Here is a 26995-nt window from a genome sequence, read left to right on the forward strand (position 1 = left end):
CCGGCCCCGGTACCGCCCGTTCGAGTGAGAAACGGGCGCCCGGGGCCGTGTGCTGTCCGGCCTCCCGCCCCCCGCTGCCTAGCGTGCCAGTGACCGATCGGCCCTGCCTTCGTTCCCCCGCACGGGGGATTGGCACGGGAAATACGGATCTGAACGAGGTGTACGCGGATGGTGGCCCCGCCGGACAACGACGTGCTCTGGGCACGTGCCCTGCACTTCCAGCACAAGGACGGCTCGCCCGCGCTCAGCGGTGTCTCGCTCGGCGTCCAGCAGGGCGAGATCCTCGCCGTCAGCGGCCCCCGGGGCAGCGGCAAGACGACGCTGCTGCGCTGTCTGTCCGGCCTGGTGCCCGCCCAGCGCGGCGAGGTGTGGTTCAACAGCGTGCCGGTGCACACCATGGGCCCGATGACCCGCGAACGGCTGCGCCGTGACCGCTTCGGCTGGATCGACCCGGCGCCCGTGCTCGTCCCCGAGCTGAACGTCTGGGAGAACGCCGCCCTCCCCCTGATGCTGCGCGGCACCAGCCGACGGCGTGCCAAGATCGCCGCCCTGGAGTGGCTGGAGCGCCTGGACATCGGCGACCGGGCCCGCAAGCGCCCGCACGAGCTCCTCCAGTCGGAACGCCAGCGCGTCTCCATCGCCCGCGCGCTCGCCCCGGCCCCGACGGTCCTGTTCGCGGACGAGCCGACGGCCCCGCTGCACCGCGCCGACCGCGCCCAGGTCCTGCGCACCCTCACCACGGCGGCCCGCTCGCACGGCATCACGGTCGTGCTGGCCACCCACGACGCGGACACGGCGGCCTTGGCGGACCGGACGATCACCCTGCTGGACGGACGGCGCGTGAACACCGTCCACCTGCCCCCGGTCACCGAGTCGGAAGGCCGGGCCGCGTGCTCGCTCTCCGTCTGAGCCGCGGCGCCCACCCGGCCGTACAACTGCGCCGTCTCCTGGTCGCGGTGGCCTCGGCGGGCACCGGCTTCCTGTTCCTGTGCACCCTCGGCTACGCGATGAGCCACCCGGACAACGCCGGTGCCTCGCTGCTGCGCCTGGCCTGGTGTCTGACCCCGCTCGCGGCCACCGTCCACTTCGCCGTCGCGGTGGCCCGCACCGACCCCGGCACCAGGCCCCGCCCCGGCCTCGCGGCGATCGGCCTGGGCCCGGCCCGCCTGATGGCCGTCTCGGCCCTCACCACGGCCCTGTCATGCCTCCTCGGCTCGATGCTCGCCCTCCTCTTCTTCCTCCACCTCCGCGGCGACCTCACCGGCATGCCCTTCGACGGCGCGGCGGCCCAATTCCTGGCCGCGGACAGCCCGTTGCCGCTCCCGGCCGCCCTGACCCTGCTGGCCCTGGTCCCGGCGATCGCGTCGACGACGGTGGCCCTGGTCCTACGCCCCCGCGATGTCCGCCCACCCCAGGAACGCGTGGCAGGCCGGTCATACGGCCGCTTCGGGGCGTACGGCCGCTCGGCCGACCGCGAAACCTTCGGGGCGTACGGCCGCTTCGGCGCCCGCCTACGCACGCAGTCCGCGGGCAGTCGTGCCGCTGGGGCGGCGCCCGTCCCGCAGAGAGACGGCACCCCGCAAGCGCGGGCGAGCGAGGCCGACTCCCCAGCCGAAGCCGCAGCCGCAGCCGACGGCACCACTGAAGCACCGGCCCCCGCGCCCGCCTCCTCCCCCGCACCGCGAACCGCCCCGGTCGGCCTCCCCTGGGGCATCGCCATCCTCGCGGCAGGCCTCGCTGTAGAGGCGTACGCGAGCCGCACCACCCCCACCCCCCGCCTCGCCCTCCCCGGCGGCCTCACCACCGGCACCCCCGCCATCCTCGCCGGCTTCGCCCTCGCCGCCCTGGGCCTGGCCCTGGCCGCCCCCGGCCTCACCCACCTCTGCGGCCGCCTCCTGCAGTCCGCCCGCCCCGGCGCGCTCCGTCTGCTGGCCGGCCGCGTCCTCATGGAGGAGGCCACCCGCATCGGCCGGCCCCTGGGCATCGTCTGCGCGGTGGCCGCCGGCGCGTACGCGATGACCGCGCTCTACGACACGGGCGGCCCCGACTTCGGCCCCCTGACCACCCTCGGCACGCTCCTGGTCACCGGCTGCACCGTGGCCACCCTGCTGACCGCGGCCGTCGAGGCGAAGCACGCCCGCGCCGAGACCACCGCCGCGCTCGTCCGTCTCGGCGCCCCCGCCACGATGCTGCGCAGCGCCGCCGCGATCCGGGCCGGCGCCCTGCTGGCGCTGTTCGTCCCGCTGACCCTGGTCGTGGCCGAGCTGGCGGCCCTGCCGCTGACCCGCTGAACGAATCTCCCGGGCACCGATGAGTTGTGTGCCGACCGCCGGTCTACCCCACCGAACGGCACACACTCGACGGGAGCCCTCCAGCCATGTACCAGCAGATGATCTTCGTGAACCTGGCCACCGACGACGTCACGGCGTCGAAGAAGTTCTACACAGAGCTCGGCTACACGATCAACCCGCAGTTCAGCACCGACGACTGCGCCTGTGTCGTGATCAGCGACACCATCATCGCGATGTTCCTGAGCAAGCAGCGCTACGCCGACTTCACCAAGAAGGAGATCGCGGACTCCACGAAGACCAGCGAGGTGCTGCTGTGTCTGAGCGCCGAGAGCCGCGAGAAGGTCGACGAGCTGGTGAACAAGGCGGCCGCGGCGGGCGGCACCGCCAACGACGACGTCCAGGACCAGGGCTTCATGTACGGCCGCTCCTTCGACGACCTCGACGGCCACTCCTGGGAGGTCGTGTGGATGGACCCGGCGGCGGTCCAGGGCTGACCTCCGGGGTGCCTAGCATGGGCGCGTGCAGACGAGCCCGGCCCATGCGGCCCACCACGACGAACGCGAGATCGAGACGGTCGAGGACTTCGACGCGACCGTCTCGGCCCGCGGCACCCTCGCCGGACACCGGGTACAGGCCGTCGATCTGACGGACCGTACGCGGGAGTTGCTCTCCACCGACACCTCGGGCGCCGTCTTCCTCGGCTGCCCGATGCGCGAGGAGGCCGCGGCGAAGGTCCGCGCCGACGGCGCCCTGGTCTTCCCGCCGGTCCCGAACCTGCCCTTCGACCCCTACCGCGGCCATCTGTACACGCCCGACGAACTGTTCGCCTCGCTCGACAAGGGCTACGAGCAGACCCCGGACGCGCGCGCGTACGCCTGGTTCCAGCGGACCAAGGCCGACGGCGACATATACGCCTCGATGCTGCGCGCCGTCCACGACGACTCGGTCTCCGACGCCCTCGACGAACTCCTGCGCGGGGCGCGGGTGGTGGGCGTGATGGGCGGCCACGCGATGGCGCGCGGGACTCAGGCCTACGCCGGTGCCGCGCGCCTCGGCCGTGAGCTGAGCCGCGCCGGGTTCACCGTGGCGACCGGGGGCGGGCCCGGCGCGATGGAGGCGGCGAACCTGGGCGCGTACGCGGCGCCCTACGAGGACACCATGCTGGACGAGGCGTGCGAACTGCTGGCCGGTTCCCCGTCGTTCAGCCCCTCGATCACCGACTGGGCCCAGCGCGCCTTCGAGGTGCGCACCCGCTGGCCGAAGGGCAACCACTCGGTGGGCATCCCGACGTGGTTCTACGGCCACGAGCCGCCGAACCCCTTCGCGTCGCACATCGCCAAGTACTTCGCCAACGCCACCCGCGAGGACGGCCTGCTGGCCCGCTCCGGCGCGGGCGTGATTTTCCTGCCGGGTGCCGCCGGGACCGTACAGGAGATCTTCGACAGCGCGACGCCCAACTACTACGAGTCGCGCGGCGAACCGACGCCCATGGTGCTGGTCGATCGCGCGCACTGGACGGAGCGGCTGCCGGCGTGGCCCCTCTTGCGGGCGCTCGCCCGGGAACGGTCGATGGAGTCCCGTATCGCCCTCGTTGACCGGATCGAGGAGGCTCCGGAGGCTCTGAAACGTCTCGCTGGTTAATAAGAAGGCAAAGCCAACGCTCCAACTGTGCATATGCATTGACACTACTTATGGAACGCTTATAGACCTGTGAGCCTCCTGGGGATCGTGAAGCCTCGCCACACTGTCGCCTCACTTCCCCTCCAAGCCCCCCGCAGTTGCTCATCCCGTGAAGGGCAAACGTGTCCATATCTCGCCGCACCGCACGCCGTTCAGCGCGCGTCCTGGGCGTCGCCGCCGCCACCACCGCTCTCGCGCTGGGGGTCGCCGGTAACGCGCTCGCCTGCAACATCAGTGAGTTCTCCGCCGAAGCCAAGTGCGACGGCACCAACGGTGTCATCACCGTCACCGACAAAGACGCCTCCGGTACCCCGGCGACCATCACCGTGTTCCTCGAGAACAACGGCGCCGACTCCAAGCAGATCGGCGAGCAGGACGTCGTCGGTTCTCGCGAGGGTGTCACCATCACCTTCAAGGAGGACTGGGCGCCGAACGCCGAGTACCGCGTCCACGTCACGGCCGGGAAGGACAAGGAGCACCCGATCGTCGACAAGGACATCGAGGGCAACCTGAAGACCCCGTCCGCCGGCTGCTCGAAGGACGAGACGACTCCGCCGGCCACCACGCCGCCGCCGTCGGAGGAGACCACTCCCCCGGCCGAGGAGTCCGAGAGCCCGACCCCGTCGCCGTCGGAGAGCACCACCACTCCGGCCGACACGTCGAGCAACGCGCCGTCCCCGGCGGCCGGTGACTCCAACCTCGCCGAGACCGGTGCCAACTCCAACACCCCGATGATCGCCGGTGTCGCGGGTGCCCTGGTCGTCGTCGGTGGCGGAGCCGTCTTCTTCGGCATGCGCCGTCGTGGGGCCAACAGCGGTCGCTGACGCCCTCGTAGGACTTGTGTGTGGCCCGTCCCCAGAACACCGAGGGGGCGGGCCACAAGCATGTCATGGTGCCCGCGGCAGTCACGGCGCCCGCGGCACGGCATGTCAGGCGCCCGCAGGGGGCCGCGGCCTCAGAACGTCGCCCGCTCCAGCCAGAACTCCAGCAGCTCCCGCTCGCCGAGCACCTCCAACTCCGGGCTGTCCAGCGGCAGCCGACGGTAGAAGGCGAGCAGCACGGAGGTGAGCGGGCCGCGCAGGGCGACCGTCGCGCGTTCGTGGCCGCGTCGCCAGGAGACCCCGTCCTCGGTGAGTTCGACGAGCCACTCGGCGTTCAGGCCGGGGGCGGTGTCGGTGGCGTGCAGGTGGATGCCGCGGCGGCCCGGTCCGCGCAGCTCCTCGGCCGCCGGGTGCGGCCGCGTCCGTTGGATGTACGCCACGATCTCCAGCCACTCGTCGAGTGCGTCCGCGGCCACGTCCTGTGCGACCTCGTAGGGCAGCCCGGCGGCGAGTGTGGCGTCGGCGCGGTGGACGGTGATCTCGTGCGTCATCCGGCGGGCCCAGAAGCCCGCGTTGAGCACCCCGGCCCACCCCCAGACCTTCGTGTCCGGCCCGGCCTCCCGCAGGGCGCCCACGACCCCCTCACCGGCCTCGGCGAGCCATGCGTCCAGCGCGGCGGCGTCGCCCCGTGCCTCGGGACCGGCGACCCCGGGCACCCGCTCGCCGGGGACGGGCTCCTGGGCCCGGGTGCGCACCAGCAGTTCCGTCCAGCGCAGGGCGACGCCCATGTGCCGCACGAGCTGTTCCAGCGACCAGTCGGGGCAGGTCGGTACGGTCGCGGACAGGTCGGCGCCGGACGTCACCACGGCTCTCAACTCGGCCGTCTGATAGGCGATCTCGGCGCAGTAGCGGTCATGTGCGAGCGGCGTCATGCCCCGCACCCTACGGAGGTTCCGATCAGCCGAGGACGGCGATTTCGGCCGCGTCGAACTCCACGCCGACCGTGTCCCCGACCGCCGGCGCCTCCCGCAGCGCGCACGCCGCCTCCAGCCGGGGCGCGTCCGGCGGTTGGAGGTGTACGGCGACATGGGTGCCCTTGAAGGCGCGTGCGGTGACCGTGCAGCGCAGTCCCTCGTCGGCGGGCACCAGGCGTACGCCGGCGGGCCGTACGAGGAGCGTGCGCGACCCCTGGGGGGCGCCCTCGGGGACGGGGAGCTTGCCCCAGGGGGTCACCGCGAACTGCCCGGCGACCGAACCCTCCACCACGTTGTCGAAGCCGAGGAAACGGGCCACGAACTCGTCGGCGGGGTGCTTCCAGACCTCAAGTGGCGTACCGGACTGCGCGATCCGCCCGTCCCGCATCACCACGACCCGGTCGGCTAGCGCGAAGGCCTCTCCCTGGTCGTGCGTCACGGCGAGCACGGTCGTACCCAACCGCCCGAACAGCTCCCGGAGTTCGACGACCAACCGCTCCCGCAGCGACCGGTCGAGCTGCCCGAGCGGCTCGTCCAGCATCAGCAACCGCGGCCGGGGCGCGAGCGCACGGGCGAGCGCCACCCGCTGCTGCTCACCGCCGGAGAGTGAGCCGACGGCCCGACGGCCGGCGCCCGGCAGCCCGACGAGGTCGAGCAACTCCCGCACCCGCTCGGCCTGTTCACCCTTGGCGGCGCCGTGCATCCGCAGCCCGAAGGCCACGTTTCCGCCCACGTCCCGCTGTGGGAACAGCTGGTGGTCCTGGAACATCAGGCCCACGCCCCGCCGATGCGCGGGCACCCCCGCCTGGTCGCGGCCGTCGAGCAACACCCGCCCGGCGGTGAGGGGTTGCAGCCCGGCCACCGCCCGCAGCAGCGTCGACTTGCCGCTGCCGCTCGGCCCGAGCACGCACACGATCTCGTGCTCGGCGACATCGAGGCCGACGGCGTCCAGCACGGCCCGCTCACCGAACCGCACGGTCGCGTCCTCAAGGCTCAGCAGCATCTAGAACTCCCCGGTCCGGTCCGTGCGGAGCCGCTCAAGGACCAGCAGCGCCACCGCGCACACCACCATCAGAATCGTCGAAAGGGCCATCGCCTGCCCGTAGTTGAGGTCGCCGGGCCGCCCGAGCAGCCGCGCCACCGCGACCGGCAGCGTCGGATTGTCGGGCCGCGCGATGAACACCGTCGCCCCGAACTCCCCCAGCGACACGGCGAACGCGAACCCGGCCGCGACCAGCGCCGCCCGCCGCACCAACGGCAGATCGACCTCGCGCCACACCCGCCACGGCGACGCCCCGAGCACCGCCGCCGCCTCCCGCAGCCGCCCGTCCACGGCCCGCAGCACGGGCAGCATGGTCCGTACGACGAAAGGGACGCCCACCAGGGCCTGCGCCAGCGGCACCAGGATCCAGCTGCTCCTGAGGTCCAACGGCGGCTTGTCCAGGGCGATCAGGAAGCCGAACCCGACGGTCACCGCGGACACCCCGAGCGGCAGCATCAGCAGCGCGTCGAAGCCCCGCACCAGCCGGCCGGCGTCCCGGCGCGCGAGGGCCGCGGCGGCCAGACCTCCGATCAGCACGGCGATCCCGGTCGCGGCGAGGGCGTATTCGAGGGAGTTGCCGATCGCCTCGATCGGCGGCACGAGGAAGGTCCCGCCGTCCTCGGAGGTGAGCGCCCGGTAGTAGCCGAAGTCCGGGGCGCCCAGGGACCGTTGCACCAGCACGGCCAGCGGCAGGACGAGGAGTACGAGGACGGTGGCGAGGACCCCCGCCAGCAGCGCCCACTGCCGGGCCCCGCGCGGCCGGTGTGACGTCACCGACGCGTCGACCAGCCGCAGCGCGGTCTCCCGCCACCGTACGGTCCAGGCGTGCACGGCGAGGATCGCGCCGACCGCGACGAACTGGACGATCGTGAGGACGGCGGCCGTGGAGAGGTCGAAGATCTCGGAGGTCTGCCGGTAGATCTCCACCTCCAGGGTGGAGAAGGTCGGCCCGCCGAGGATCTGCACGACCCCGAAGGAGGTGAAGGTGAACAGGAAGACCATCAGCGCGGCGGCCGCCACCGCGGGCGCCAGCGCGGGCAGCGTGACCCTGCGCCAGGCCCGCAGTGGCGAGGCCCCGAGCATCCGGGCCGCCTCCTCCTGCCGCGGGTCCAGCTGCGCCCACAGGCCGCCCACGGTCCGTACGACGACCGCGTAGTTGAAGAAGACGTGCGCGAGCAGGATGGCCCAGACCGTCGTGTCCAGGCGTACGCCCCACAGCTCGTCGAGAAGTCCCCCGCGCCCGACCAGCGCCAGGAACGCCGTACCGACGACGACCGTCGGCAGTACGAAGGGGACGGTGACGACCGCGCGCAGGACGTGTTTGCCGGGGAAGTCGTAGCGGGCGAAGACGTAGGCACCGGGCAGGGCGATCGCCAGGGTGAGCGCGGTGGACGCGAACGCCTGCCAGGTGGTGAACCACAGCACGTGCCGGATGTCGGACTGCCCGAGGACGTCCACGATCCGCCCGAACCGCCATACCCCCTCGACCTTGAGCCCGCGCGCGACGATCGCGGCGACCGGCCAGGCGAAGAAGACGCCGAAGAAGGCGACGGGCAGGGCCATGAGCCCGAGCCGCGCCGCGTTCCCGCTCCGCCTCCTGCCGGCCGACTCCGGCCGCCTGACGGCTACTTCAGTACGAGTGACGTCCACGACTTGACCCACTGGTCGCGGTTGGCGGCGATCTTGTCGGGCGCCACGGTCTCGGGATCCTTGGCGGCGGGCCCGTACTTCGTGAACTCGGCGGGCACGGCCGCCCCCTTGAGCACGGGGTAGACGAACATGTTCAGCGGCATGTCCTCCTGGAACTCCTTGGAGACCAGGAAGTCGATCAGCGCCTTGCCGCCCGCGGTGTTCTTCGCGTTGCTGAGCAGTCCCGCGAACTCGATCTGCCGGAAGCAGGTGCCCGTCGCGACGCCAGTCGGCGCGGTCGTCGGCTTGGGGTCGGCGTAGATCACCTCGGCGGGCGGCGAGGAGGCGTACGACACGACGAGCGGCCGGTCGGCCTTGGTCTTCTTGCCACCGGCGGAACCGGAGAACTCCTCGTTGTAGGCCTGCTCCCAGCCGTCGACGACCTTGACGCCGTTCGCCTTGAGCTTCTTCCAGTACGCCTCCCAGCCGGCGTCGCCGTACTTGGCGGCGGTCCCGAGCAGGAAGCCGAGGCCGGGCGAGGAGGTGGCGGCGTTCTCGGTGACGAGGAGGTTCTTGTAGGCGGGCTTGATCAGATCGTCGTAGGACGTGGGCGGGGCCAGCTTGTGATCGGCGAAGTACTTCTTGTCGTAGTTGACGCAGATGTCGCCGTAGTCGATGGGCGTGACCCGGTGCTTGCCGGCGTCGAGCTGGTACGCGCTGTCGACCTGCCCGAGCCCCTTGGCCTCGTACGGCTGGAACAGCCCGTTGTCGAGCGCCCGGGAGAGCAGGGTGTTGTCGACGCCGAAGAAGACGTCGCCCTGGGGGTTGTCCTTGGTGAGGATGGCCTTGTTGACGGCCTGCCCGGCGTCGCCGTCCTTGAGGACCCGCACCTTGTACCCGGACTGCTTCTCGAAGTCCTGGAGCACGCTCTTGGAGACGGCCCACGAGTCGTGGCTGACGAGGGTGACGGTCTTGGAGCCCGCCGAGCCGCTGCCGCTGTCGGACGACCCGCACGCGCAGAGCGTGACGAGGCCGAGGCAGACGACGGCAGCCCAATACTTCTTGGTATTCACGGTGATGACCGAACTTCCTACCCAGAATGACCTGGGCGAGGTTCAGAGGGTCTGCGGCCCGGTTGCCGCACTCTCAGCGCTGTCGCGCTCCCCTGTCGGATATGAAGATGTACGTACGGAGAAAGATTACCGCTCGGTGGCCGCCAGCTGGCCACAGGCACCGTCGATCTCCTGACCACGGGTGTCCCGGACGGTGACCGCCACTCCGTGCGCCGCGATGGCCTCGACGAACGCCTTCTCGTCCTCGGGCCGGGACGCCGTCCACTTCGAGCCCGGGGTCGGGTTCAGCGGGATCAGATTGACGTGCACGGGCTTGCCCCGGAGCAGCCGCCCGAGCCGGTCTCCGCGCCACGCCTGGTCATTGATGTCCCGGATGAGCGCGTACTCGATGGACAGCCGCCGCCCGCTCTTCTGCACGTACTCGAACCCGGCGTCGAGGACCTCGCGCACCTTCCACCGTGTGTTCACGGGGACGAGGGTGTCGCGCAGCTCGTCGTCGGGCGCGTGCAGCGAGATCGCGAGCCGGCACTTGAAGCCCTCGTCGGCGAACCGGTGGATGGCCGGCACCAGCCCGACCGTCGACACGGTGATCCCACGCTGCGACAGCCCGAGCCCGTCGGGCGCGGGGTCGGTCAGCGCCCGGATGGACTGCACGACCCGCTTGTAGTTGGCGAGCGGCTCGCCCATCCCCATGAAGACGATGTTGGACAGCCGCGCGGGCCCGCCCGGGACCTCTCCGTCCCGCAGCGCCCGCATCCCGTCCACGATCTGGTGGACGATCTCGGCGCTGGACAGGTTCCGGTCGAGCCCGGCCTGCCCGGTCGCACAGAACGGGCAGTTCATCCCGCACCCGGCCTGCGAACTGATGCACATGGTCACCCGGTCCGGGTACCGCATCAGCACCGACTCGACGAGCGTCCCGTCGAGCATCCGCCACAGCGTCTTACGGGTGGTGCCCTCGTCGGTCGACAGATGCCGCACGACCGTCATCAACTCGGGCAGCAGCGCCTCACGCAGCTTCTCCCGCGAACCGGCCGGGATATCCGTCCACTCCGCCGGGTCGTGCGCGTACCGCGCGAAGTAGTGCTGCGAGAGCTGCTTGGCACGAAACGGCTTCTCCCCGACCTCGGCCACAGCGTCTTTACGCTCGGCGGGAGTGAGATCGGCAAGATGCCGCGGCGGCTTCTTGGCTCCGCGGGGGGCGACGAAAGTGAGTTCTCCGGGTGCAGGCATAACCCATCCAGTGTCGCAGATCCCCCGGTGTAGCCCGCTCCACTGTGGATACGGGTACCTACGCCATCGTCGCGGCACCCCCCACCCCGGAATCGTGGACCCCACAGAGCACCACCCACGCCTTCCACGAGGGGACCGCCCCATGGCCGCCGACCGTCACCACCACCGCCGACGCCGTGTCACCACCATCGCCACCGCCGTGGCAGCCGTCGCCCTGACCGCCGGGCTCGCCACCGGATGTGACCCCGACGACCCCGGCAGCGTGAGCGACTCGCTGGACTGTGCGCGCAACTACGACGACTTCGTCGACGGTCTCAGGGCGATCCATGAGACGCCGGACTCCCAGAAGCTCGACGAGATCGAGGTCAGGACCGACGACAGCAAGGTCGGGAAGGCCGTGCGCGAGTTGAACAAGGCGATCGCCGACTACAACAAGGCCGTCCTGAACGGCGAGCACCCCGACTCCGACGAGATCGACAAGGCGGCCGACAAGTTCAAGGACGTGTGCTCGTAGGACGTGTACTCGTAGGACGTGCGAGAGCCCCCGCCCGAGAAGAAGGGCGAGGGCTCCACAGGTCACACCGGTCACACAGGGTCGTTCCGTCAGCCCGAGCCCACGAACAGCACCAGCAGCAGCCAGACCACCGGGGCCGTCGGCAGGAGCGAGTCCAGGCGGTCCATGATGCCGCCGTGGCCCGGCAGCAGCGTGCCCATGTCCTTGATGCCGAGGTCCCGCTTGATCATCGACTCGCCGAGGTCGCCCAGCGTGGCACTGGCCGCGACCGCGAGGCCGAGCAGGAGGCCCTGCCACCAGGTGCCGTCGTCGATCAGGAACTGCATGAGCAGCGCCCCCGCCACCATGGCGAAGCTCACCGCGCCGAACAGCCCCTCGCGGGTCTTGCCGGGGCTGATGCGCGGGGCGAGCTTGTGCCGGCCGAACCGCCAGCCGACGGCGTACGCGCCCGTATCGCTCACCACGGTCAGCACCAGGAACGTCAGGACCCGCCAGGGCCCGTCGTCGGCGGTCAGCATCATCGCGACGAACGTGGCCAGGAACGGCACGTAGAAGGCCGCGAAGACGCCCGCCGTGACGTCCTTGAGGTAGCCCTCCGGCGGCTCCGTCATACGCCATACGAGGACGGCGAGCGCCGTGAGCGCCATGGCGACCCAGGCCCCCTCGGCGCCCCGCACGTACCCGGAGACGACCATCGCCGCGCCGCCGAGCGCCAGCGGGACCAAGGGCGCCTTGATGCCCTTGCGCTCCTGGAGCCGACTGGTCAGCTCCCAGAGGCCGACGACGACGGCGACCGCTATCACCCCGACGAAGGCGGCCTTGACGACGAACAGGGACGCGACGATCACGGCACCGAGCCCGACGCCGACTCCTATGGCCGCACCCAGGTCGCGTCCCGCGCTCTTCTTCTGCGGGCGGGGCGCCGGCTGCGGGGCGTCGGGCATGGGCTCCGGATTCTGCGGCGCGGCGTAGTGCTGCGCCTGCGGCGATTCGTCGCGGAACAAGGGACCGCTCAGCCGAGCGGCCCCCTGGTCGTCATCCTGGTCTCCGCCGTACGCGGGTCCGTCGGGCACGATGGGCATGGGGCGAGTCTGCTGCGCCTCAGGCGCATCATAGGCGGGACCCGCCGGGGCAGCCCCCTGGACAGGCCCCTGGTCGGACGGCCCCCAGTACCCGGTCTGTGGCGGCGCCCCCCAGGAAGAGTCGTTCATCAGACCTCGAGCAGCTCCGCTTCCTTGTGCTTCAGGAGCTCGTCCACCTGGGCGACGTACTTGTGCGTGGTGTCGTCGAGCTCCTTCTCCGCACGGCGGCCCTCGTCCTCACCGATCTCGCCGTCCTTGATCAGCTTGTCGATGGTGTCCTTGGCCTTGCGGCGCACGGAGCGGATCGAGATCTTGGAGTCCTCGGCCTTGGTCCGGGCGACCTTGATGTAGTCCTTGCGGCGCTCCTCGGTCAGCTCGGGGAACACCACCCGGATGATGTTGCCGTCGTTGCTCGGGTTGACGCCCAGGTCCGAGTCGCGGATCGCCTGCTCGATGTTGCGCATGGCGGTCTTGTCGAACGGGGTCACCACCGCCATCCGCGGCTCCGGCACGGAGAACGAAGCCAGCTGGTTGATCGGCGTCGGCGCACCGTAGTAGTCGGCCACGATCTTGTTGAACATCGCCGGGTGCGCTCGACCGGTACGGATCGCGGCGAAGTCCTCCTTGGCGACCACGACGGCCTTCTCCATCTTCTCCTCGGCCTCGAGGAGGGTCTCTTCGATCACCACTTGCTCCTGCGTGTCTTGAGTGAGGCCCGGCTGCGGTTCCTTGATGGGGCGGCGGCCGGCTGCGTCGCGTCTTCTTTCTGCACGGTTCCCGACCGGCGGGACATTGTCCATCCCCCGGTCAGGGTCCGTGGGTGGTGTTGCCCGTCAGTCCCGGCCGCCCTGTTCACCCACCAGCGTGCCGATCTTCTCACCCTTGACGGCGCGGGCGATATTGCCCTCGGCCAGAAGCTCGAAGACCAGGATCGGAAGCTTGTTGTCGCGGCACAGCGTGATGGCGGTCATGTCGGCGACCTTAAGGTCGCGGGTGATGACCTCGCCGTAGCTGAGGGAGTCGAATCGGACGGCCTCGGGGTTGGCCTTCGGGTCGGAGTCGTAGACCCCGTCCACGCCGTTCTTGCCCATCAGCAGCGCCTCGGCGTCGATCTCCAGGGCGCGCTGGGCGGCGGTGGTGTCGGTGGAGAAGTACGGCATGCCCATACCGGCGCCGAAGATGACCACGCGGCCCTTCTCCAGGTGGCGCACGGCGCGCAGCGGGATGTACGGCTCGGCGACCTGGCCCATGGTGATGGCGGTCTGCACCCGGCTGTCGATGCCCTCCTTCTCCAGGAAGTCCTGGAGGGCGAGGCAGTTCATGACCGTGCCGAGCATGCCCATGTAGTCCGAGCGGGCCCGGTCCATGCCGCGCTGCTGGAGTTCGGCGCCGCGGAAGAAGTTGCCGCCGCCGATGACGACGGCGACCTGGGCGCCGTCCCGCACGACGGCCGCGATCTCGCGGGCGATCTTGTGCACCACGTCCGGGTCGACGCCCAGGCCCCCGCCGCCGGAGAAGGCCTCTCCGGACAGCTTCAACATGAACCGGCCGCGTACTTTGCCGTCGTCGCTCTTCTGGGGCTTGGTGGTCATGGGAGATCCCGCCTCTTTCACGTCGTGCACATACAAAGAAGGCCACTGCCGGTGGGGTGTCGATCGCATCCCATGCTCGGCAATGGCCTCCTCGTCAGATCTGCTGTCGTCCGTCACGCGCGCGCGTGACGGCGTACCGGACGACTGCGTCCGACCCTATCGGGGCCGGGCGCCGATCGCGGCACGGACTCAGATGCCGACCTTGATGCGCGTGAAGCGCTTCAGGGTGACACCGGCCTCGTCCAGGATCTTCTGGACGGACTTCTTGGGGTCGAGCGCGTAGGGCTGACCGAGCAGCGTCGCGTCCTTGAAGAAACCGTTGACGCGACCCTCGACGATCTTCGCGATCGCGGCCTCGGGCTTGCCCTCGGCGCGGGTGGTCTCCTCGGCGACACGGCGCTCGGACTCGACGACCTCGGCCGGCACGTCCTCCTTGGCCAGGTACTTCGGCGCGAAGGCGGCGATGTGCTGGGCGACGCCCCTGGCGACCTCGGCGTTCGGCTTGTCGAACTCGACCAGGACACCGATCTGCGGGGGCAGGTCGGGCATCGTGCGGTGCATGTACGCGGTCACGAAGCCGTCGGCGAACGCCGCGAAGCGGTCCAGGACGATCTTCTCGCCGAGGTTGGCGTTGGCCTCGTCCACGAACGCCTGGACGGTCTTGCCGGCCTCGATCTCGGAGGCGAGCAGGGCGGCCAGGTCGGCCGGAGCGGTCTTGGCGACGTGCTCGGCGATCTGGTTGGCGACGACCTGGAACTTCTCGCTCTTGGCGACGAAGTCCGTCTCGCACTTCAGCTCGACCAGCACGCCGGAGGAGTTGTCGTCGGCGATGACGGAGACCACGGCGCCGTTCTCGGCGGAGCGGCCCTCGCGCTTGGCGACGCCCTTCTGGCCCTTGATACGGAGCGCCTCGACGGCCTTCTCGACGTTGCCGTCGGCCTCGTCCAGCGCCTTCTTGCAGTCCATCATGCCGGCGCCGGTGAGCTCACGAAGCTTCTTGACGTCGGCGGCGGTGTAGTTCGCCATGAGTCTGTGAATCTTTCTGGAAGTCTGGAAGATCGAAGATCTACGGGGTCCACGACCCCCGTCTAGTCGGGGGCCGCTGACTCTCCGCCGACCTACAGGTGAACGGCGGGAGCGGACTTCACCGCGCCCGAAGGCGCTTCTGATGCAGTACCGCTCCCGCCGTCAACACTGACGCTTACGGTCAGGCCTGCTCGACGTCCGCGGCCGGAGCCTCAGCAGCCGGAGCCTCGGCCTCGGGGGCCTCAGCAGCCGGAGCCTCAGCAGCCTCGGCGGCAGGCGCCTCGGCCTCGGGGGCCTCGACAGCGGCCTCGACGGCAGCCGGAGCCTCGGCCTGCTCGGCGTCGGCGACCTTCTCGGTCTCGGCAGAGGTCTGCACCTCGGCCTCGGCCGCCGGAGCCTCGTCCGCCTTCTTCTCACCCTCGAGCAGGTCGCGCTCCCACGCGGCCAGCGGCTCGCCCGCGGCCTTGTCGCCCTTGCCCTCGGTGGCGACACCGGAGCGGGAGATGAGGCCCTCGGCGACCGCGTCCGCGATCACACGGGTGAGCAGGGTGACGGAGCGGATCGCGTCGTCGTTGCCCGGGATCTTGTAGTCGACCTCGTCGGGGTCACAGTTGGTGTCGAGGATGGCGACGACCGGGATGTTGAGCTTCCGGGCCTCACCGACCGCGATGTGCTCCTTCTTGGTGTCCACGATCCAGACGGCGCTGGGCACCTTGGACATCTCGCGGATACCACCGAGGGTCTTCTCCAGCTTGGCCTTCTCGCGCGAGAGCACGAGAAGCTCCTTCTTGGTGAGACCGGACGCGGCGACGTCCTCGAAGTCGATCTGCTCAAGCTCCTTGAGGCGCTGCAGACGCTTGTAGACGGTGGAGAAGTTGGTGAGCATGCCGCCCAGCCAGCGCTGGTTGACGAAGGGCATGCCGACGCGGGTGGCCTGCTCGGCGATGGCCTCCTGCGCCTGCTTCTTCGTGCCGACGAACATGACCGTGCCGCCGTGGGCGACGGTCTCCTTGACGAACTCGTAGGCGCGGTCGATGTACGACAGCGACTGGAGCAGGTCGATGATGTAGATGCCGTTGCGCTCCGTGAAGATGAACCGCTTCATCTTCGGGTTCCAACGACGGGTCTGGTGACCGAAGTGGACGCCGCTTTCCAGCAGCTCCCGCATCGTGACGACGGCCATGGCCGTACTCCTTGGTGTTCTCGGTTCTGCCGCGGATGCCGGACGGCTTCCGCGCCTGACGCCCACATGCGCCGTGCCACGAGGGACCGAGGGGCGCTGACAGGGACCGTTGCCGGCCGCGTGTCGGGGCGTGCGAAGTCGACCCGGTGACCCGGATCGCCAGAAGAAGTGTACGGGACCCTGGAGGTACCGGGTGACGCCGCTGTCCACAACCGGGGAGTAGTCCACAGATCCCGGCCATGATCGCCGGACCACGAGACCGTTCTCGCATGCGAGAGAAGCGATGTACACGGCTGTGGAAGCGATACGCGAGGCTGGTGGTAGCCCTGCTACTGGGCTCGGCGCCAGCCCTCCTGGCCCCATGGGCCCGAGCGGACGCCCAGCCACCACCCCCCGACCCGGGCGAGCGGGCCCCGGCGATCGGACGGGCCTGGCCGGTGGGCACCCGGCCAACGGTCCTACGAGGATGGGAGCCACCGGCGACGGTGTACGGCCCCGGTCACCGCGGCGTGGACCTGGCCGCCACCCCGGGAACTCCGGTGCGCGCGGTAGCCGCCGGCCGGGTCTCCTTCGCGGGCCGTGTGGCCGGCCGGGGCGTGGTCTCCGTGGAACTGACCGGCACAGACGTACGCACGACATATGAACCGGTACGGGCGTCAGTGAAGAAGGGCGACGCGGTGGCGGCCGCCGAGCCGGTAGGCACAGTGGAACCAACGGCCACGCACTGCCCGGTCACCTGCGTGCACTGGGGCCTGTTGCGAGGCGACGCCTACCTGGACCCGCTCACCCTGCTGCCACCCTGGCTACTACACACGGGCCCGTCCCGCCTGCTCCCGGTCCTGGACGTACCGCTGCCGCCGGAGTCGGCCTCGTACGCAGGGTGACGCCGCGCGTGGTCAACCCGTGGACCCCAACGCCGCGCCCCGTCAGCCCCGCACACCCCGAAGCGCCATGCTCACCGCCGCGTTCGTGATCACCGACGGCTCCTCGGCCGCGCCGAGTTCGATCCGGCGGACGGCCGCGTCCACGACGCCCTGGAGCATCATCGCCGCGAGGCGGGGCTGTTCGTGGCCCAGTTCCGCCAGGGCCTCGACGATCATCGCGACGAGGCCGCCGTGTGCGGCGCGGATCTTCTCCCGGGCGCCCGCGTCCAGTTCGCTCGCGGAGATGGCCACGACGGCGCGGTGGCGCCGGTCGCCGACCAGGGCCAGCTGCCGGCGGACGTACGCCTCGACCTTGCCCTCGGCCGTCTCCGCCCGCTCCATGGCCGCCTCGACCTCCGCGGCCCAGACCGGGAAGTCGACCTCGCACAGCTCCTCGACCACGGCGGCCCTCGACCGGAAGTACTCGTACACGGACGAGCGCGCGAGCCCCGTCCGCTCGGCGAGCGCGGGGAAGGTCAGCGCCTCCGTCCCGCCCTCGGACAGCAGGGACCGCGCCGCGTCCAGCAGGGCGGCTCGCTGCATCGACCGATGCTCGGCCACGGAGGCCGCTCGAATCCTTGGCACGTCAACCACTCTACGGACGTGCCTCGCCGGGCGGGAGTCTCTCCACCGGGACGGGCGTCACTCGCCCTCGCTCCAGCGGGCGGCACCCCACCGCTCAGCGGCCGAAACTCGCCAGCTTCGCGCGCAGCTGCAGCACCGACTTGGTGTGGATCTGGCTGACCCGGCTCTCGGTGACACCGAGCACGTTCCCGATCTCGGCGAGGGTGAGGCCCTCGTAGTAGTAGAGCGTGACGACGGTCTTCTCGCGGTCGGGCAGGGTGTTGATCGCCCGCGCCAGGAAGCGTCTCAGCTCCCGGTCCTCGGCCACCTCCACCGGGTTGTCCGCGGCGGTGTCCTCCAGCGTGTCCATCAGGCTGAGCCGGTCGCCGCCCTCGCCTCCGACGTGCAGCAGCTCCTCCAGCGCCACCACGTTCGCCAGCGACAACTGGCTGAACACCGCGTGGAGTTCGTCCACCTGGATGCCCAGCTCGGCGGCCACCTCCCCCTCCGACGGGGTCCGCCGCAGCCGCGCCTCCAGGGTCGCGTACGCCCGCTCCACGTTCCGCGCCTTCTGCCGCACGGACCGCGGGATCCAGTCCAGCGCCCTGAGTTCGTCGATCATCGCGCCCCGGATCCGCGTGATCGCGTACGTCTCGAACTTGATCTCCCGGTCGACGTCGAACTTCTCGATCGCGTCGATGAGCCCGAACACCCCCGAGGAGACGAAGTCGGCCTGCTCCACGTTGGGCGGCAGACCGACGCTGACCCGTCCCGCCACGTACTTCACCAACGGCGAGTAGTGCAGGATCAGCTGCTCCCGCAGCCGCTCGTCGCCCGTCGCCTTGTACGACCGCCACAGTTCGTCGAGCGTCGAGGGAGCGGGCGGTCGCACGCTGCCACCGTCGCGGGCGGCTGGCGGGATCGCCGCCCGGTCGGACCCGGAAGTGTGCTGGGGCATTCGTCGCCTTGTGCCGTTCTGCCGTGAATCGGGGCTGCCTGGGTGAGCTGTCGGTCTGATGTCGAGTTGCCTGTCTGCGTCGGAATTCACGTGAGCGTAGCGTGACTGGAGTGTCGCGGTGAGCGATGGCGGGCGCCCGAGGTGTACCCGAAGGTGTCCCGTCGACCACTCACCGCGTCAAGACAGTCGCTCTAAGTGATCATCACGGAGCGCCAACTGCCGGGATTTCCAAAGGTGTCCGGCCTCCCCCGGACGGCCGAACACGCTCGGTCAGCATCGGCCCCGATCCGCTCCGACGGACAACATCGCCTGGCGTGTCAACTTCCAGCCGTCGCCGTGTCGTTCGACGTAACCGAGTGATCGGAGTTCGTACAGTCTCGCGATCGCGTCGTCCTCCGTGGTCTGCGCATCGCGGGCGATCCCGTCGGCCGGCACCGCGCCGCGGGCGGGCAGTGCGGCGAGGACGTGCCGGGCAGCCGGGTCCAGCAGGTCCCGGGGCAGCACCGGCCCGCGCCGTTCCGGAGCCAGCTCCCCCATGTCGCCGACGAGTTCGACGACTTCGGCGGCGTCGGTGACCAGCACGGCGTCGGCGCGCAGCAGTTCGTGCACGCCGGCGGAGAGCGCACTGGTCGCCGGCCCCGGCACCCCTATCGTGTGGCGCCCCAACCGCCGTGCGGCCCGTGCGGTGACCAGCGAGCCGCTGCGGTAGGCGGCCTCGACGACCACGGTGCCCCGGGTCAACGCGGCGATCACTCGGTTGCGGACGATGAATCTGCTCGCTGTCGGATGCTCACCGGGCGCCAACTCGCCCACGACCAGGCCCTGTTCCGCGATCCTGCCGATCAACTCCGTGTGTCCGCGCGGATAGGGCCGGTCCACCCCGCAGGCAAGCACCGCGACGGTGGCACCACCGGCGCCGAGCGCGCCCCGGTGTGCGGCGGCGTCGACCCCGTAGGCGCCGCCGGACACGACCACCCAGCCGCACTCGGCGAGCCCGGCGGCGAGGGTCGCGGCCATGTGTGCCCCGTACTCGGTGCAGGCCCGCGCGCCCACGACGGCGACGGATCTGAGCGCCCACATCCGCAGGCTCGCCGGACCGCGCACCCACAGCCCGAGCGGACGCGCGTCCCCGAGGTCGTCTATCTGCGCGGGCCACTCGGCGTCTCCGGGCCGGACGAACCTGACCCCGGCGGCCCGCGCCACGGCGAGGTCCCGTTCGGGCTCGGCCCGCTCGGTCCGCGCCCGCAACCCGGCCCACCGTTTGTGGGTCACCCCGGCGAGCTGCGGGCCACGGCCGCGCAACCGCTCCAGCACCTCCTCGGCGCCCAGCTCCCGGACCCACCGTCCGCAGGTCTCGTCCCCCGGTTCGAGGACGCGGGTGAGGTGAACGACGGCGAGCAGCTCGGGCCCGGGACCGCCGTCCGCTGGCCCGCCTCCAGAACCGCCACCCACCGGCCCGGCCCCAGAACCACCGCCCACCGGCCCGACCCCGGGACCGCCGCCCACCGACTCGACCCCAGAACCACCGCCCGCCAGCCCGCCTCCGGAACCGCCACCCACCGGCCCGGCCCCAGAACCACCGCCCACCGGCCCGACCCCGGGACCGCCGCCCGCCGGCCCGACCCCAGAACCACCGCCCACCGGCCCGACCCCAGGGCCACCGCCCGTCGGCCCGCCTCCGGGACCGCCGCCCGCTGGCTCGACCCCAGGGCCACCGCCCGTCGGCCCGGCCCCAGGGCGACCGCCCACCGGCCCCGCCCCGGCTTCCTCCTCCGCGCTCATGTCAGCGCCCCGATGGCCATCGGCACCCCTCGGGGCACTCCGGTGCGCAGTTGCAGCGCCAGGGCCACGTCGGTCGCGTCGGGCCGGTCGTGGCCCACGAGGTCGGCCACGGTCCAGGCCACGCGCAGCACCCGGTCGATGCCGCGGGCGCTGAGCACCCCCCGCTCCAGGCTGCGCTCGGCCTCGTCCATGGCCCCCGGCGTCGCATGCCAGCGGCTGCGCAGCTCGCGCCCCGGCACCTCGCTGTTGCTGCGCCACGGGGTGCCCGTGAACCGTTCGGTCGCGCGCTCCCGTGCCGCCCTGACCCGGTCGGCGACCGTCGCGGTGGACTCGCCCCGGGCGCCGGGCGCGGTGAGTTGAGCGCGGGTCACCGGGTCGACCTCGACCCGGAGGTCGACCCGGTCGAGCAGCGGTCCGGACAGCCGCGCCTGATAGCGGCGGATCGTCGAGGGCGGGCAGTCGCACAGGGAGTTCAGCTGCGAGAAACGTCCGCAGGGGCACGGGTTGGCCGCGAGCACCATCAGGAAGCGTGCCGGGAACCGCACCACCCCGGCACTGCGCGCGATCACCACGTGCCCCGCCTCCAGCGGTTGCCGCAGGGCGTCGAGGGTCTGGCTGTGGAACTCCGGCGCCTCGTCGAGGAAGAGCACGCCCCGGTGGGCCAGCGAGACCGCACCGGGCCTCGGGATGCCCGGGCCGCCACCGACGAGCGACTGCATCGTGGCCGAGTGGTGCGGGGCGCAGTAGGGAGCCGCGTCGACGAGGGGCTTGCCCGGGGGCAGCAGCCCGGCCACCGAGTGCACCGCCGTGACCTCCAGGGACTCCTCCCGGCCGAGCGGGGGCAGGACGGCGGGCAGCCGCTCCGCGAGCATCGTCTTGCCCGCGCCGGGCGGTCCCTCCAGGAACAGGTGGTGTCCGCCCGCGGCCGACACCTCCACGGCGGTGCGCGCCGACATCTGGCCCACGACATCGGCCAGGTCATGGCCGTGGTCATGCTGTGCGGCGCCCATGCTGTGCATGCCCGTGGCCGCTCCGGTGCCCGGTACCCGCAGCCCTGCGAGGAGCGGATCCGGGCGGCCCAGGTCGTCGGGCGTCTCCTCGGGTACGGGCTCGTCCGTGAGCACCGCGATGAGCTGGCGCAGGCTGCGGACGCCCAGCACCGAGATGCCGGGCACCAACGTGGCCTCCGCGGCGGCGCACTCCGGCACCACCACCTGCTCGTAGCCGGCGTCGGCGGCGGCCAGTACCGCGGGCAGGATGCCCCGGACCGGTCGCACGCGCCCGTCCAGGCCCAGCTCCCCGATCATCACGATGTCGGCGAGCACCCGCGGGTCGATCCGCTCACTGGCGCCGAGCACCGCGCACGCGACAGCGAGGTCGAACCCGCTGCCCGCCTTGGGCACCGACGCCGGGCTGAGCCCGACCGTCAGCTTCTTCTGCGGCCACTCGCCCCCGGAGTTCACCACCGCCGCCCGTACCCGATCCCGGCTCTCCGTCAGACTCTTGTCCGGCAGGCCGACCAGCGTGAACGCCGCGACCCCCGGTTCGAGGTCGGCCTGGACCTCGACGACCACTCCCTCGACGCCCACCAGGGCCACCGAGCACGTCCGTGCGAACGCCATCTCAGGCCACCCCCCGCGCGTGCTCGACCACGGGTGCGCCGCGATCGGGGAGCAGGACGCCGACCAGGTCGATGCGGACGCCTCCCGGCGGTGCGCCCCCGTGCTCCTGGGCCCAGCGCTCCGCGAGGGTGCGCAGCCGCTCCGCCTTGGTCGGCGTGACCGCGGCCATGGGATGTTCGAAGGGACCCGCCCTGCGGGTCTTCACCTCGCAGACCACCAGGACGTCCCCGTCCCGGGCCACGATGTCGATCTCGCCGGTCCGCCCGCAGCGCCAGTTGCGCTCCAGGACGGTCAGGCCGGCCTCGCTCAGTCGCCGCGCGGCGAGGTCTTCTCCGTACTTGCCGAGTGCGCTTCGTGCGTTCATGTCGGCACCACCTCCGGCGCCAACGCTCACGCAACCGGGCGGATCAAGTTGATCTTGGTGCGCTACTCACCGGTTGTGGAAAACTCCGCCACCCACACGAGGGACCCTCACCCGCTCGGGTGAGTATCGCCCGCACGAACGACCGTCACAGCCGCCGTCACCCGCCCGGCAGCTCCAGATCGCTCTTGTTGAGCTCTTCGATGTTCACGTCCTTGAACGTGAGGACGCGGACCTGCTTCACGAAGCGGGCCGGGCGATACATGTCCCAGACCCACGCGTCCGCCATCGACACCTCGAAGAACACCTCACCCTGGACCGAGTGCACCTGCATCTCGTAGTCGTTGGTCAGGTAGAAACGCCGCTCGGTCTCGATCACGTATTTGAACAGACCGACGACATCGCGGTACTCCCGGTAGAGCTTCAGCTCCATCTCGGTCTCGTACTTCTCGAGGTCCTCGGCGCTCATGGCATGTTCCCCTTCAGCCGTGCGATCCCACCATTGTGCGCCAGTCCCGCATGCCCCTAGACGATTTCTGGGTCAAGGGTCACCGGGCCGGGCGGGGGACCTTCGTCGAGCAGCCTGCGCAGCAGCTCGGCGAGTCTGGTCGGATACACCGTCTCATGTGCCCGGGTCAGTTCCTGACAGGTCCACCAACGCGCTCCGGCGACGCTGCGCCGCTCCAGCTCGGTCAGCCCCAGGGCCTGGGTCACCGTCTGCGTCGTACGGGCCAGGTAGTACCACTCGTCCTGGTCCCAGCGCCGACCGGCGAACGGGAAGGAGCACATCCGCCGCCACAGCACCGGGCCGAGTTCGATGTCGGTGATGCCGGTCTCCTCGGCGAGTTCCCGCACGGCGGCCTGCTCGCGGGTCTCCTCGCCCTCGACGCCGCCGCCCGGGGTGAACCACCAGTCGTCGGAGGGGTCGTCCGGCTCATGGCCGTACAGGAGCAGGATGCGGTCGTCGGGGTCGAGCAGCACGACCCGGGCGACCTTGCGCAACCCGCCCTCGTAGGTGTCCGTCGCCTCAGCGGGCACCCACGGGCTCCGTCCGATTCCGGGCGCGGCGGCCGCCCAGCCGCTTGGCGATCGGGCCGTACGCGCCGCCGCCCAGAACGAGCACCGCACCTACGACGATCAGCGCGACGATCGTGCGCAGCGGGCCCGGCGTGGAGAGGGCGCCCAGCTCCTCGAAGCCGGTCGGCTTCTTCAGCATGCCGTTCATGGGCCAGACGACCGCGTCGACGCGGGCCGTCACGGCACTGCGCGAGACCGTGCCGTTCGCCGCGTCCGTGAGGTGGGCGGTGGAGTCGAGGGAGCCCTGGCGCTCGTCGCCGAGCAGGAACAGCCGGCCCTTGGGCACGGTGACGGACGGGAAGTTCGTGATCTCGGCGAGGCTGCCCTTGGGCAGATACGGCTCGTCTATCTGCTTGCCGTTGACGGTCAGCTTGCCGTTCGTGCAGCAGGAGACCTTGTCACCGCCGACCGCGACCACGCGCTTGACCACGGCCGCGTTGGTCACCCAGCTCTTGTCGTTGAAGACGACGACATCGCCCCGGTGCAGTTCGCCGCCGTCGACGCGCTGGGCCAGCACCCGGTCACCGGCGTCGATCGTCGGCGTCATCGAGCTGGTGGGCACGGTGTACGGCTTGTAGACCACCGCTCCCCAGGCGAACCCTCCAAGGAACAGCACAATGCCCAGTGCGACCGCCAGTCCGGACAGTCGCTGTCCGGTCCGGCTGCCCACCGGGCCCGTGCCTGTGCCGCCGCTGTGCGGGGCCGTACGCGTCATGCTCTCGCCACCCATGGATCCGCACCCTACCCGGCGGTACCTGACCCGGTCAGCCCCTCACGGGGACCGGGGTCACAGCTCCACGAGGGCTTCACGAAGGGATGCTGCGAGCCGCCTCAGCGGGTCTCGGCGGGCGCGATCCGCCGCCGGCGCCACAGGGCCACCGGCACCATTCCGGCGAGGGCGACCGCGTCGGGCGCGGCCGTCAGGGCTCCGGACGCCGAGGACTGGTCGCTCAGGCCCTGCTGGTCGAAGGTGTCCGGGACCGGGAGGGTGTCCCAGCGGTTGATCGGCCAGGCGATGACGATGGCGCGGCCGACGACGTCCTTGACCGGGACCATGCCGTGGTGCGCGTCGTCCTGGTTGTAGCGGGAGTCGCGGGAGTTCTGGCGGTGGTCGCCCATCACCCAGATGTAGCCCTTGGGGATCTTCACCGTGAACTGACCGCCCTGATCGTCCACGCTGCACGGCGTGTTGCCGGCGTAGACGAACGAAGTGTCGTTCAGTGCCTTGCCGTTGACCTTCACCGGTCCGGTGCCCTTGCAGGAGACCGTGTCGCCGCCGACGCCGATGACGCGCTTGATGAGGTCCTTCTCCTCGGCGGACGGCATCAGGCCGATCCAGCTGAGGACCTTCTGCAGCGCATTCGGGTCGGCCGTGGGCTCGCCCGCCAACCAGTTGTCCGGGTCGTGGAAGACGACGACCTCGCCGCGCTCGGGCTCCGACCCGAACCACGGGGTGAGCTTGTCGACCAGGACCCGGTCGCCCTGCTGGAGGGTGTTCTGCATCGAGTCCGAGGGGATCGAGAACGCCTGCACCAGGAAGGTCTTGATCAGCAGCGCGAGCACGAGCGCGATGCCGATCAGGATCGGCAGCTCCTTCCAGAAGGAGCGGGGCTTCTTCGGCCCCGGCGTCGGATCGCCCGGACCCCGGTCCTCGGCCCGGGTCCGCTCGCCGGACGCCGGAGCGTCACTGGTCGCCCCGGAGTCACTCCCGGGGGTCACGGCGCTGTCCGCGGCCGGGACGGCTGCTTCCGCGGGTTGCCCGCGGTGCTCCTCGCCGTCGTGTCCGGACCGTGCGCCAACCGCCACATCCCCCACGCCAACTCCTTACTCTGTGCCGCCGCCTGCCCCATGTACGGCGCAGGCCCACCACTCCCATAACGAGCGGGAGTTCCGCAGGGCTCGGGAGTTGGATCGTTCCGTTCGGATCGTCGGAGGCAACCCTATGCGACAGCTGGGGGACGGCGGTCGTCCCCGACACCGAGTTGGAAACGGAGGCGAAAGTTTTAGGTTCGTTGAGGCTGGTCATGTGCCCGAACGGCCAGGCGATGACCTTGGCGCGGCCCACCACAGAGTCCAGGGAGACCGTTCCGCCGTAGTCGGTGTCCTGATGTGCCCGGGAATCAGCCGAGTTGGCGCGGTGGTCGCCCATCACCCACAGCCGCCCCTTGGGGACGGTGATGTCGAACTGCTGGATGGAGGGGGCGTTTCCGGGATACAGGTAGTCGCCCTCGGTCAGGGGAACACCGTTGACGGTGACCCGGCCTTGCGTGTCACAGCACTTGACGTTGTCGCCGCCGACGCCGACGACCCGCTTGATGAGGTCCTTCTCGTTGTCGGACGGCAACAGGCCGATGAAGGTGAGCCCTTCCTTGACCTGCTTGATCACGATGGGGTCGCTCTTCTTGGTGGTGGTCTGCTCGTCGTCGAGCCAGCCGCCGGGGTCCTTGAAGACGACGACGTCCCCGCGCTTGGGCTCGGAGCCGAACCACGGGGTGAACTTGTCCACCAGGACACGGTCGCCGATCCGGATCGTCTGCTCCATGGAGCCGGACGGGATCACGAACGCCTGCACCAGGAAGGTCTTCAGGACCAGGGCTATGAGGACGGCGACGCCGACGAGGAGGGGTATCTCCTTGACCGCGCTGCGCCGTCGGCGGCGCTTGACCTTGCGCTGCAGCTTGCGCCGATCGGCACGGGAGCGGCCGTCGCCCGCCGGGGCGCTGCTGGTGCGCCGGGAGCCGGTGGGAAGCAGGTTCTCGGTGCCGAAAGGGTTGCTGGGCACCGAGCCTCGCGGTCTGCCGCGGTTACCCATGCGCACCGTCCCCCTTCTCAGACGCGGTCGCCTCCGCGGCGGGCACGCGCGCATAGGCGCTCGGACGGTGCAGGCGGGTCCAGTGGTCGGTGGGCCAGGCGATCCAGTCGGCGCGTCCCACGACGTCGGCCACGGGGATCATGCCGCCGCCGGGCGAGCCCAGGTGGTCGCGGGAGTCGCTGGAGTCGCTGCGGTGGTCGCCGAGGACGAAGAGGGTGCCGTCGGGCACGCGGACGTCGAAGGGGACCGTGGACGGACCGTCGCCGGGGAACAGGAACGTCGACTCGTCGACCGACCGGCCGTTCACCTGGAGCCTCCCCTCCTTGTCACAGCAGACCACGTGGTCTGCCCCCACACCCACTACCCGTTTGACGTAGTCGCCGTTCCCGAAGTAACCGGTTCCGTCGAACACGACGACATCACCGCGCCGCGGCTCGGCACCAAAACGGTACGCCAACTTATTTACGAGAACGCGGTCGCCGATCCTCAATCCGTTCTCCATGGATCCGCTGGGAATCTGGAAGGGTTGGACCACGAAAGCGTTGAGGAGCAGCAAAAACACCAGGCAGACCAGTGCGGTCAGGGTGATGAACCCGCCGGGCAGCCAGTCGGTGATCCACGCCACCAACGCGAAACGCGACCGGCCCTCCGAACCCTCTGTGTCCGAGTTCTCCCCGGATGTCCCCGGGGAGTCGGAAGGGCTGGAGGAGCGGTCGCGCTCCGTCGACTGTGCTTCGGTGTCCATCGGAGCCAGAT

At 70.8% G+C, this 26995-nt stretch carries 28 protein-coding genes; 7 read left to right on the forward strand and 21 right to left on the reverse strand.

Annotation, left to right across the window (positions count from 1 at the left end; translation table 11 throughout):
- Positions 1 to 168: 168 nt before the first annotated feature.
- From M2283_RS32860 to M2283_RS32880, 5 genes are all read left to right on the forward strand, one after another.
- Positions 169 to 909, forward strand: coding sequence for an ABC transporter ATP-binding protein (locus tag M2283_RS32860; RefSeq protein ID WP_280880110.1), 741 nt, complete (start codon positions 169 to 171; stop codon positions 907 to 909).
- Positions 891 to 2291 carry a hypothetical protein gene (locus tag M2283_RS32865; RefSeq protein WP_280880111.1) on the forward strand — a complete coding sequence of 467 codons (1401 nt, stop codon included), beginning with the start codon at positions 891 to 893 and terminating at the stop codon, positions 2289 to 2291. Before M2283_RS32860 ends, M2283_RS32865 begins: the two co-directional genes overlap by 19 nt.
- Positions 2292 to 2377: 86 nt before the next feature.
- Positions 2378 to 2785 carry a VOC family protein gene (locus M2283_RS32870; protein ID WP_280880112.1) on the forward strand — a complete coding sequence of 136 codons (408 nt, stop codon included), beginning with the start codon at positions 2378 to 2380 and terminating at the stop codon, positions 2783 to 2785.
- 25 nt (positions 2786 to 2810) lie between these two features.
- Positions 2811 to 3932, forward strand: coding sequence for an LOG family protein (locus M2283_RS32875; RefSeq protein WP_280880113.1), 1122 nt, complete (start codon positions 2811 to 2813; stop codon positions 3930 to 3932).
- Positions 3933 to 4093: 161 nt separating this feature from the next.
- The gene (locus M2283_RS32880) at positions 4094 to 4795 is read left to right on the forward strand and encodes an LAETG motif-containing sortase-dependent surface protein (RefSeq protein ID WP_280880114.1); all 702 of its coding nucleotides are present in this window, start codon (positions 4094 to 4096) and stop codon (positions 4793 to 4795) included.
- A 131-nt stretch (positions 4796 to 4926) separates the two neighbouring features.
- Here the strand turns inward: M2283_RS32880 and M2283_RS32885 are convergent, their stop codons facing one another.
- The 5 genes from M2283_RS32885 to rlmN all read right to left on the reverse strand — a co-directional run bounded on the left by M2283_RS32885 (position 4927) and on the right by rlmN (position 10743).
- Positions 4927 to 5724: a maleylpyruvate isomerase family mycothiol-dependent enzyme gene (locus M2283_RS32885; protein WP_280880115.1), complete on the reverse strand. Its 798-nt coding sequence runs from the start codon at positions 5722 to 5724 to the stop codon at positions 4927 to 4929.
- Positions 5725 to 5749: 25 nt separating this feature from the next.
- Entirely contained in the window at positions 5750 to 6769 is a 1020-nt protein-coding gene (locus tag M2283_RS32890; RefSeq protein WP_280880116.1) for an ABC transporter ATP-binding protein, read from the reverse strand.
- Complete coding sequence (locus M2283_RS32895) at positions 6770 to 8371, reverse strand: ABC transporter permease (RefSeq protein WP_280880117.1); 1602 nt, start codon at positions 8369 to 8371, stop codon at positions 6770 to 6772.
- A 62-nt stretch (positions 8372 to 8433) separates the two neighbouring features.
- A complete protein-coding gene (locus M2283_RS32900) occupies positions 8434 to 9510 on the reverse strand; it encodes a thiamine ABC transporter substrate-binding protein (protein WP_280880118.1) in 1077 nt (358 codons plus the stop codon).
- A 126-nt stretch (positions 9511 to 9636) separates the two neighbouring features.
- On the reverse strand, positions 9637 to 10743 hold the full coding sequence (rlmN, locus tag M2283_RS32905; RefSeq protein ID WP_280880119.1) for a 23S rRNA (adenine(2503)-C(2))-methyltransferase RlmN: 1107 nt from the start codon (positions 10741 to 10743) through the stop codon (positions 9637 to 9639).
- A 142-nt stretch (positions 10744 to 10885) separates the two neighbouring features.
- Here rlmN and M2283_RS32910 point away from each other — a divergent pair, with 142 nt between their 5' ends.
- Complete coding sequence (locus M2283_RS32910) at positions 10886 to 11257, forward strand: hypothetical protein (protein ID WP_280880120.1); 372 nt, start codon at positions 10886 to 10888, stop codon at positions 11255 to 11257.
- A gap of 89 nt (positions 11258 to 11346) precedes the next feature.
- On the opposite strand, the gene M2283_RS32915 is transcribed toward M2283_RS32910, so the two are convergent.
- The 5 genes from M2283_RS32915 to rpsB all read right to left on the reverse strand — a co-directional run bounded on the left by M2283_RS32915 (position 11347) and on the right by rpsB (position 16140).
- A complete protein-coding gene (locus M2283_RS32915) occupies positions 11347 to 12468 on the reverse strand; it encodes a phosphatidate cytidylyltransferase (RefSeq protein WP_280880121.1) in 1122 nt (373 codons plus the stop codon).
- Complete coding sequence (gene frr / locus M2283_RS32920) at positions 12468 to 13025, reverse strand: ribosome recycling factor (protein WP_280880122.1); 558 nt, start codon at positions 13023 to 13025, stop codon at positions 12468 to 12470. Before frr ends, M2283_RS32915 begins: the two co-directional genes overlap by 1 nt.
- Positions 13026 to 13172: 147 nt before the next feature.
- The gene (pyrH, locus tag M2283_RS32925; RefSeq protein WP_280880123.1) at positions 13173 to 13931 is read right to left on the reverse strand and encodes a UMP kinase; all 759 of its coding nucleotides are present in this window, start codon (positions 13929 to 13931) and stop codon (positions 13173 to 13175) included.
- 189 nt (positions 13932 to 14120) lie between these two features.
- Positions 14121 to 14957, reverse strand: coding sequence for a translation elongation factor Ts (gene tsf, locus M2283_RS32930; protein WP_280880124.1), 837 nt, complete (start codon positions 14955 to 14957; stop codon positions 14121 to 14123).
- Between the two features lie 181 nt (positions 14958 to 15138).
- On the reverse strand, positions 15139 to 16140 hold the full coding sequence (gene rpsB, locus M2283_RS32935; protein WP_280880125.1) for a 30S ribosomal protein S2: 1002 nt from the start codon (positions 16138 to 16140) through the stop codon (positions 15139 to 15141).
- A 269-nt stretch (positions 16141 to 16409) separates the two neighbouring features.
- Between rpsB and M2283_RS32940 the strand changes: the two genes are divergently transcribed.
- Entirely contained in the window at positions 16410 to 17024 is a 615-nt protein-coding gene (locus tag M2283_RS32940) for a M23 family metallopeptidase (protein WP_280880126.1), read from the forward strand.
- A gap of 42 nt (positions 17025 to 17066) precedes the next feature.
- Here M2283_RS32940 and M2283_RS32945 read toward each other — a convergent pair whose 3' ends face one another.
- From M2283_RS32945 to lepB (M2283_RS32995), 11 genes are all read right to left on the reverse strand, one after another.
- On the reverse strand, positions 17067 to 17624 hold the full coding sequence (locus M2283_RS32945) for a TetR/AcrR family transcriptional regulator (RefSeq protein ID WP_280880316.1): 558 nt from the start codon (positions 17622 to 17624) through the stop codon (positions 17067 to 17069).
- A 118-nt stretch (positions 17625 to 17742) separates the two neighbouring features.
- Positions 17743 to 18585, reverse strand: a complete 843-nt coding sequence (whiG, locus tag M2283_RS32950; protein WP_280880127.1) for an RNA polymerase sigma factor WhiG — start codon at positions 18583 to 18585, stop codon at positions 17743 to 17745.
- A 270-nt stretch (positions 18586 to 18855) separates the two neighbouring features.
- Entirely contained in the window at positions 18856 to 20037 is a 1182-nt protein-coding gene (dprA, locus tag M2283_RS32955; protein ID WP_280880128.1) for a DNA-processing protein DprA, read from the reverse strand.
- A 326-nt stretch (positions 20038 to 20363) separates the two neighbouring features.
- Positions 20364 to 21989 (reverse strand): YifB family Mg chelatase-like AAA ATPase, encoded by a 1626-nt coding sequence (locus M2283_RS32960; RefSeq protein WP_280880129.1) that lies wholly within the window; start codon positions 21987 to 21989, stop codon positions 20364 to 20366.
- A 1-nt stretch (position 21990) separates the two neighbouring features.
- A complete protein-coding gene (locus M2283_RS32965) occupies positions 21991 to 22353 on the reverse strand; it encodes a YraN family protein (RefSeq protein WP_280880130.1) in 363 nt (120 codons plus the stop codon).
- A 157-nt stretch (positions 22354 to 22510) separates the two neighbouring features.
- Complete coding sequence (locus M2283_RS32970) at positions 22511 to 22819, reverse strand: DUF2469 domain-containing protein (protein WP_003965949.1); 309 nt, start codon at positions 22817 to 22819, stop codon at positions 22511 to 22513.
- Between the two features lie 56 nt (positions 22820 to 22875).
- Positions 22876 to 23388: an NUDIX hydrolase gene (locus M2283_RS32975; protein ID WP_280880131.1), complete on the reverse strand. Its 513-nt coding sequence runs from the start codon at positions 23386 to 23388 to the stop codon at positions 22876 to 22878.
- Complete coding sequence (gene lepB, locus M2283_RS32980; protein ID WP_280880132.1) at positions 23378 to 24157, reverse strand: signal peptidase I; 780 nt, start codon at positions 24155 to 24157, stop codon at positions 23378 to 23380. The genes M2283_RS32975 and lepB (M2283_RS32980) overlap by 11 nt, the downstream gene beginning before the upstream one ends.
- A 101-nt stretch (positions 24158 to 24258) precedes the next feature.
- A complete protein-coding gene (gene lepB / locus M2283_RS32985) occupies positions 24259 to 25242 on the reverse strand; it encodes a signal peptidase I (RefSeq protein WP_280880133.1) in 984 nt (327 codons plus the stop codon).
- The gene (gene lepB, locus M2283_RS32990; protein ID WP_280880134.1) at positions 25130 to 26239 is read right to left on the reverse strand and encodes a signal peptidase I; all 1110 of its coding nucleotides are present in this window, start codon (positions 26237 to 26239) and stop codon (positions 25130 to 25132) included. The genes lepB (M2283_RS32985) and lepB (M2283_RS32990) overlap by 113 nt, the downstream gene beginning before the upstream one ends.
- Positions 26232 to 26984, reverse strand: coding sequence for a signal peptidase I (gene lepB / locus M2283_RS32995; protein WP_280880135.1), 753 nt, complete (start codon positions 26982 to 26984; stop codon positions 26232 to 26234). Before lepB (M2283_RS32995) ends, lepB (M2283_RS32990) begins: the two co-directional genes overlap by 8 nt.
- Positions 26985 to 26995 lie beyond the last annotated feature (11 nt).

Origin of the sequence: Streptomyces pseudovenezuelae (genome assembly GCF_029892565.1) — a bacterium.
GTDB classification, from domain to species: Bacteria; Actinomycetota; Actinomycetes; order Streptomycetales; family Streptomycetaceae; genus Streptomyces; species Streptomyces pseudovenezuelae_A.

Excerpts from the sequence above, each read along its gene's own strand:
- M2283_RS32895 (WP_280880117.1), bottom strand. The coding sequence starts at position 8,371 with ATGGCCCTGCCCGTCGCCTTCTTCGGCGTCTTCTTCGCCTGGCCGGTC.
- M2283_RS32940 (WP_280880126.1), top strand. The coding sequence starts at position 16,410 with ATGCGAGAGAAGCGATGTACACGGCTGTGGAAGCGATACGCGAGGCTG.
- lepB (WP_280880135.1), bottom strand. The coding sequence starts at position 26,984 with ATGGACACCGAAGCACAGTCGACGGAGCGCGACCGCTCCTCCAGCCCT.
- M2283_RS32970 (WP_003965949.1), bottom strand. The coding sequence starts at position 22,819 with ATGAGCGCCGAGGACCTCGAGAAGTACGAGACCGAGATGGAGCTGAAG.
- M2283_RS32965 (WP_280880130.1), bottom strand. The coding sequence starts at position 22,353 with ATGAACGCACGAAGCGCACTCGGCAAGTACGGAGAAGACCTCGCCGCG.
- pyrH (WP_280880123.1), bottom strand. The coding sequence starts at position 13,931 with ATGACCACCAAGCCCCAGAAGAGCGACGACGGCAAAGTACGCGGCCGG.
- rpsB (WP_280880125.1), bottom strand. The coding sequence starts at position 16,140 with ATGGCCGTCGTCACGATGCGGGAGCTGCTGGAAAGCGGCGTCCACTTC.
- lepB (WP_280880132.1), bottom strand. The coding sequence starts at position 24,157 with ATGGGTGGCGAGAGCATGACGCGTACGGCCCCGCACAGCGGCGGCACA.
- M2283_RS32860 (WP_280880110.1), top strand. The coding sequence starts at position 169 with ATGGTGGCCCCGCCGGACAACGACGTGCTCTGGGCACGTGCCCTGCAC.
- M2283_RS32885 (WP_280880115.1), bottom strand. The coding sequence starts at position 5,724 with ATGACGCCGCTCGCACATGACCGCTACTGCGCCGAGATCGCCTATCAG.
- M2283_RS32870 (WP_280880112.1), top strand. The coding sequence starts at position 2,378 with ATGTACCAGCAGATGATCTTCGTGAACCTGGCCACCGACGACGTCACG.
- tsf (WP_280880124.1), bottom strand. The coding sequence starts at position 14,957 with ATGGCGAACTACACCGCCGCCGACGTCAAGAAGCTTCGTGAGCTCACC.
- M2283_RS32890 (WP_280880116.1), bottom strand. The coding sequence starts at position 6,769 with ATGCTGCTGAGCCTTGAGGACGCGACCGTGCGGTTCGGTGAGCGGGCC.
- rlmN (WP_280880119.1), bottom strand. The coding sequence starts at position 10,743 with ATGCCTGCACCCGGAGAACTCACTTTCGTCGCCCCCCGCGGAGCCAAG.
- M2283_RS32960 (WP_280880129.1), bottom strand. The coding sequence starts at position 21,989 with ATGGCGTTCGCACGGACGTGCTCGGTGGCCCTGGTGGGCGTCGAGGGA.
- whiG (WP_280880127.1), bottom strand. The coding sequence starts at position 18,585 with ATGCCCCAGCACACTTCCGGGTCCGACCGGGCGGCGATCCCGCCAGCC.
- lepB (WP_280880134.1), bottom strand. The coding sequence starts at position 26,239 with ATGGGTAACCGCGGCAGACCGCGAGGCTCGGTGCCCAGCAACCCTTTC.
- M2283_RS32915 (WP_280880121.1), bottom strand. The coding sequence starts at position 12,468 with ATGAACGACTCTTCCTGGGGGGCGCCGCCACAGACCGGGTACTGGGGG.
- M2283_RS32910 (WP_280880120.1), top strand. The coding sequence starts at position 10,886 with ATGGCCGCCGACCGTCACCACCACCGCCGACGCCGTGTCACCACCATC.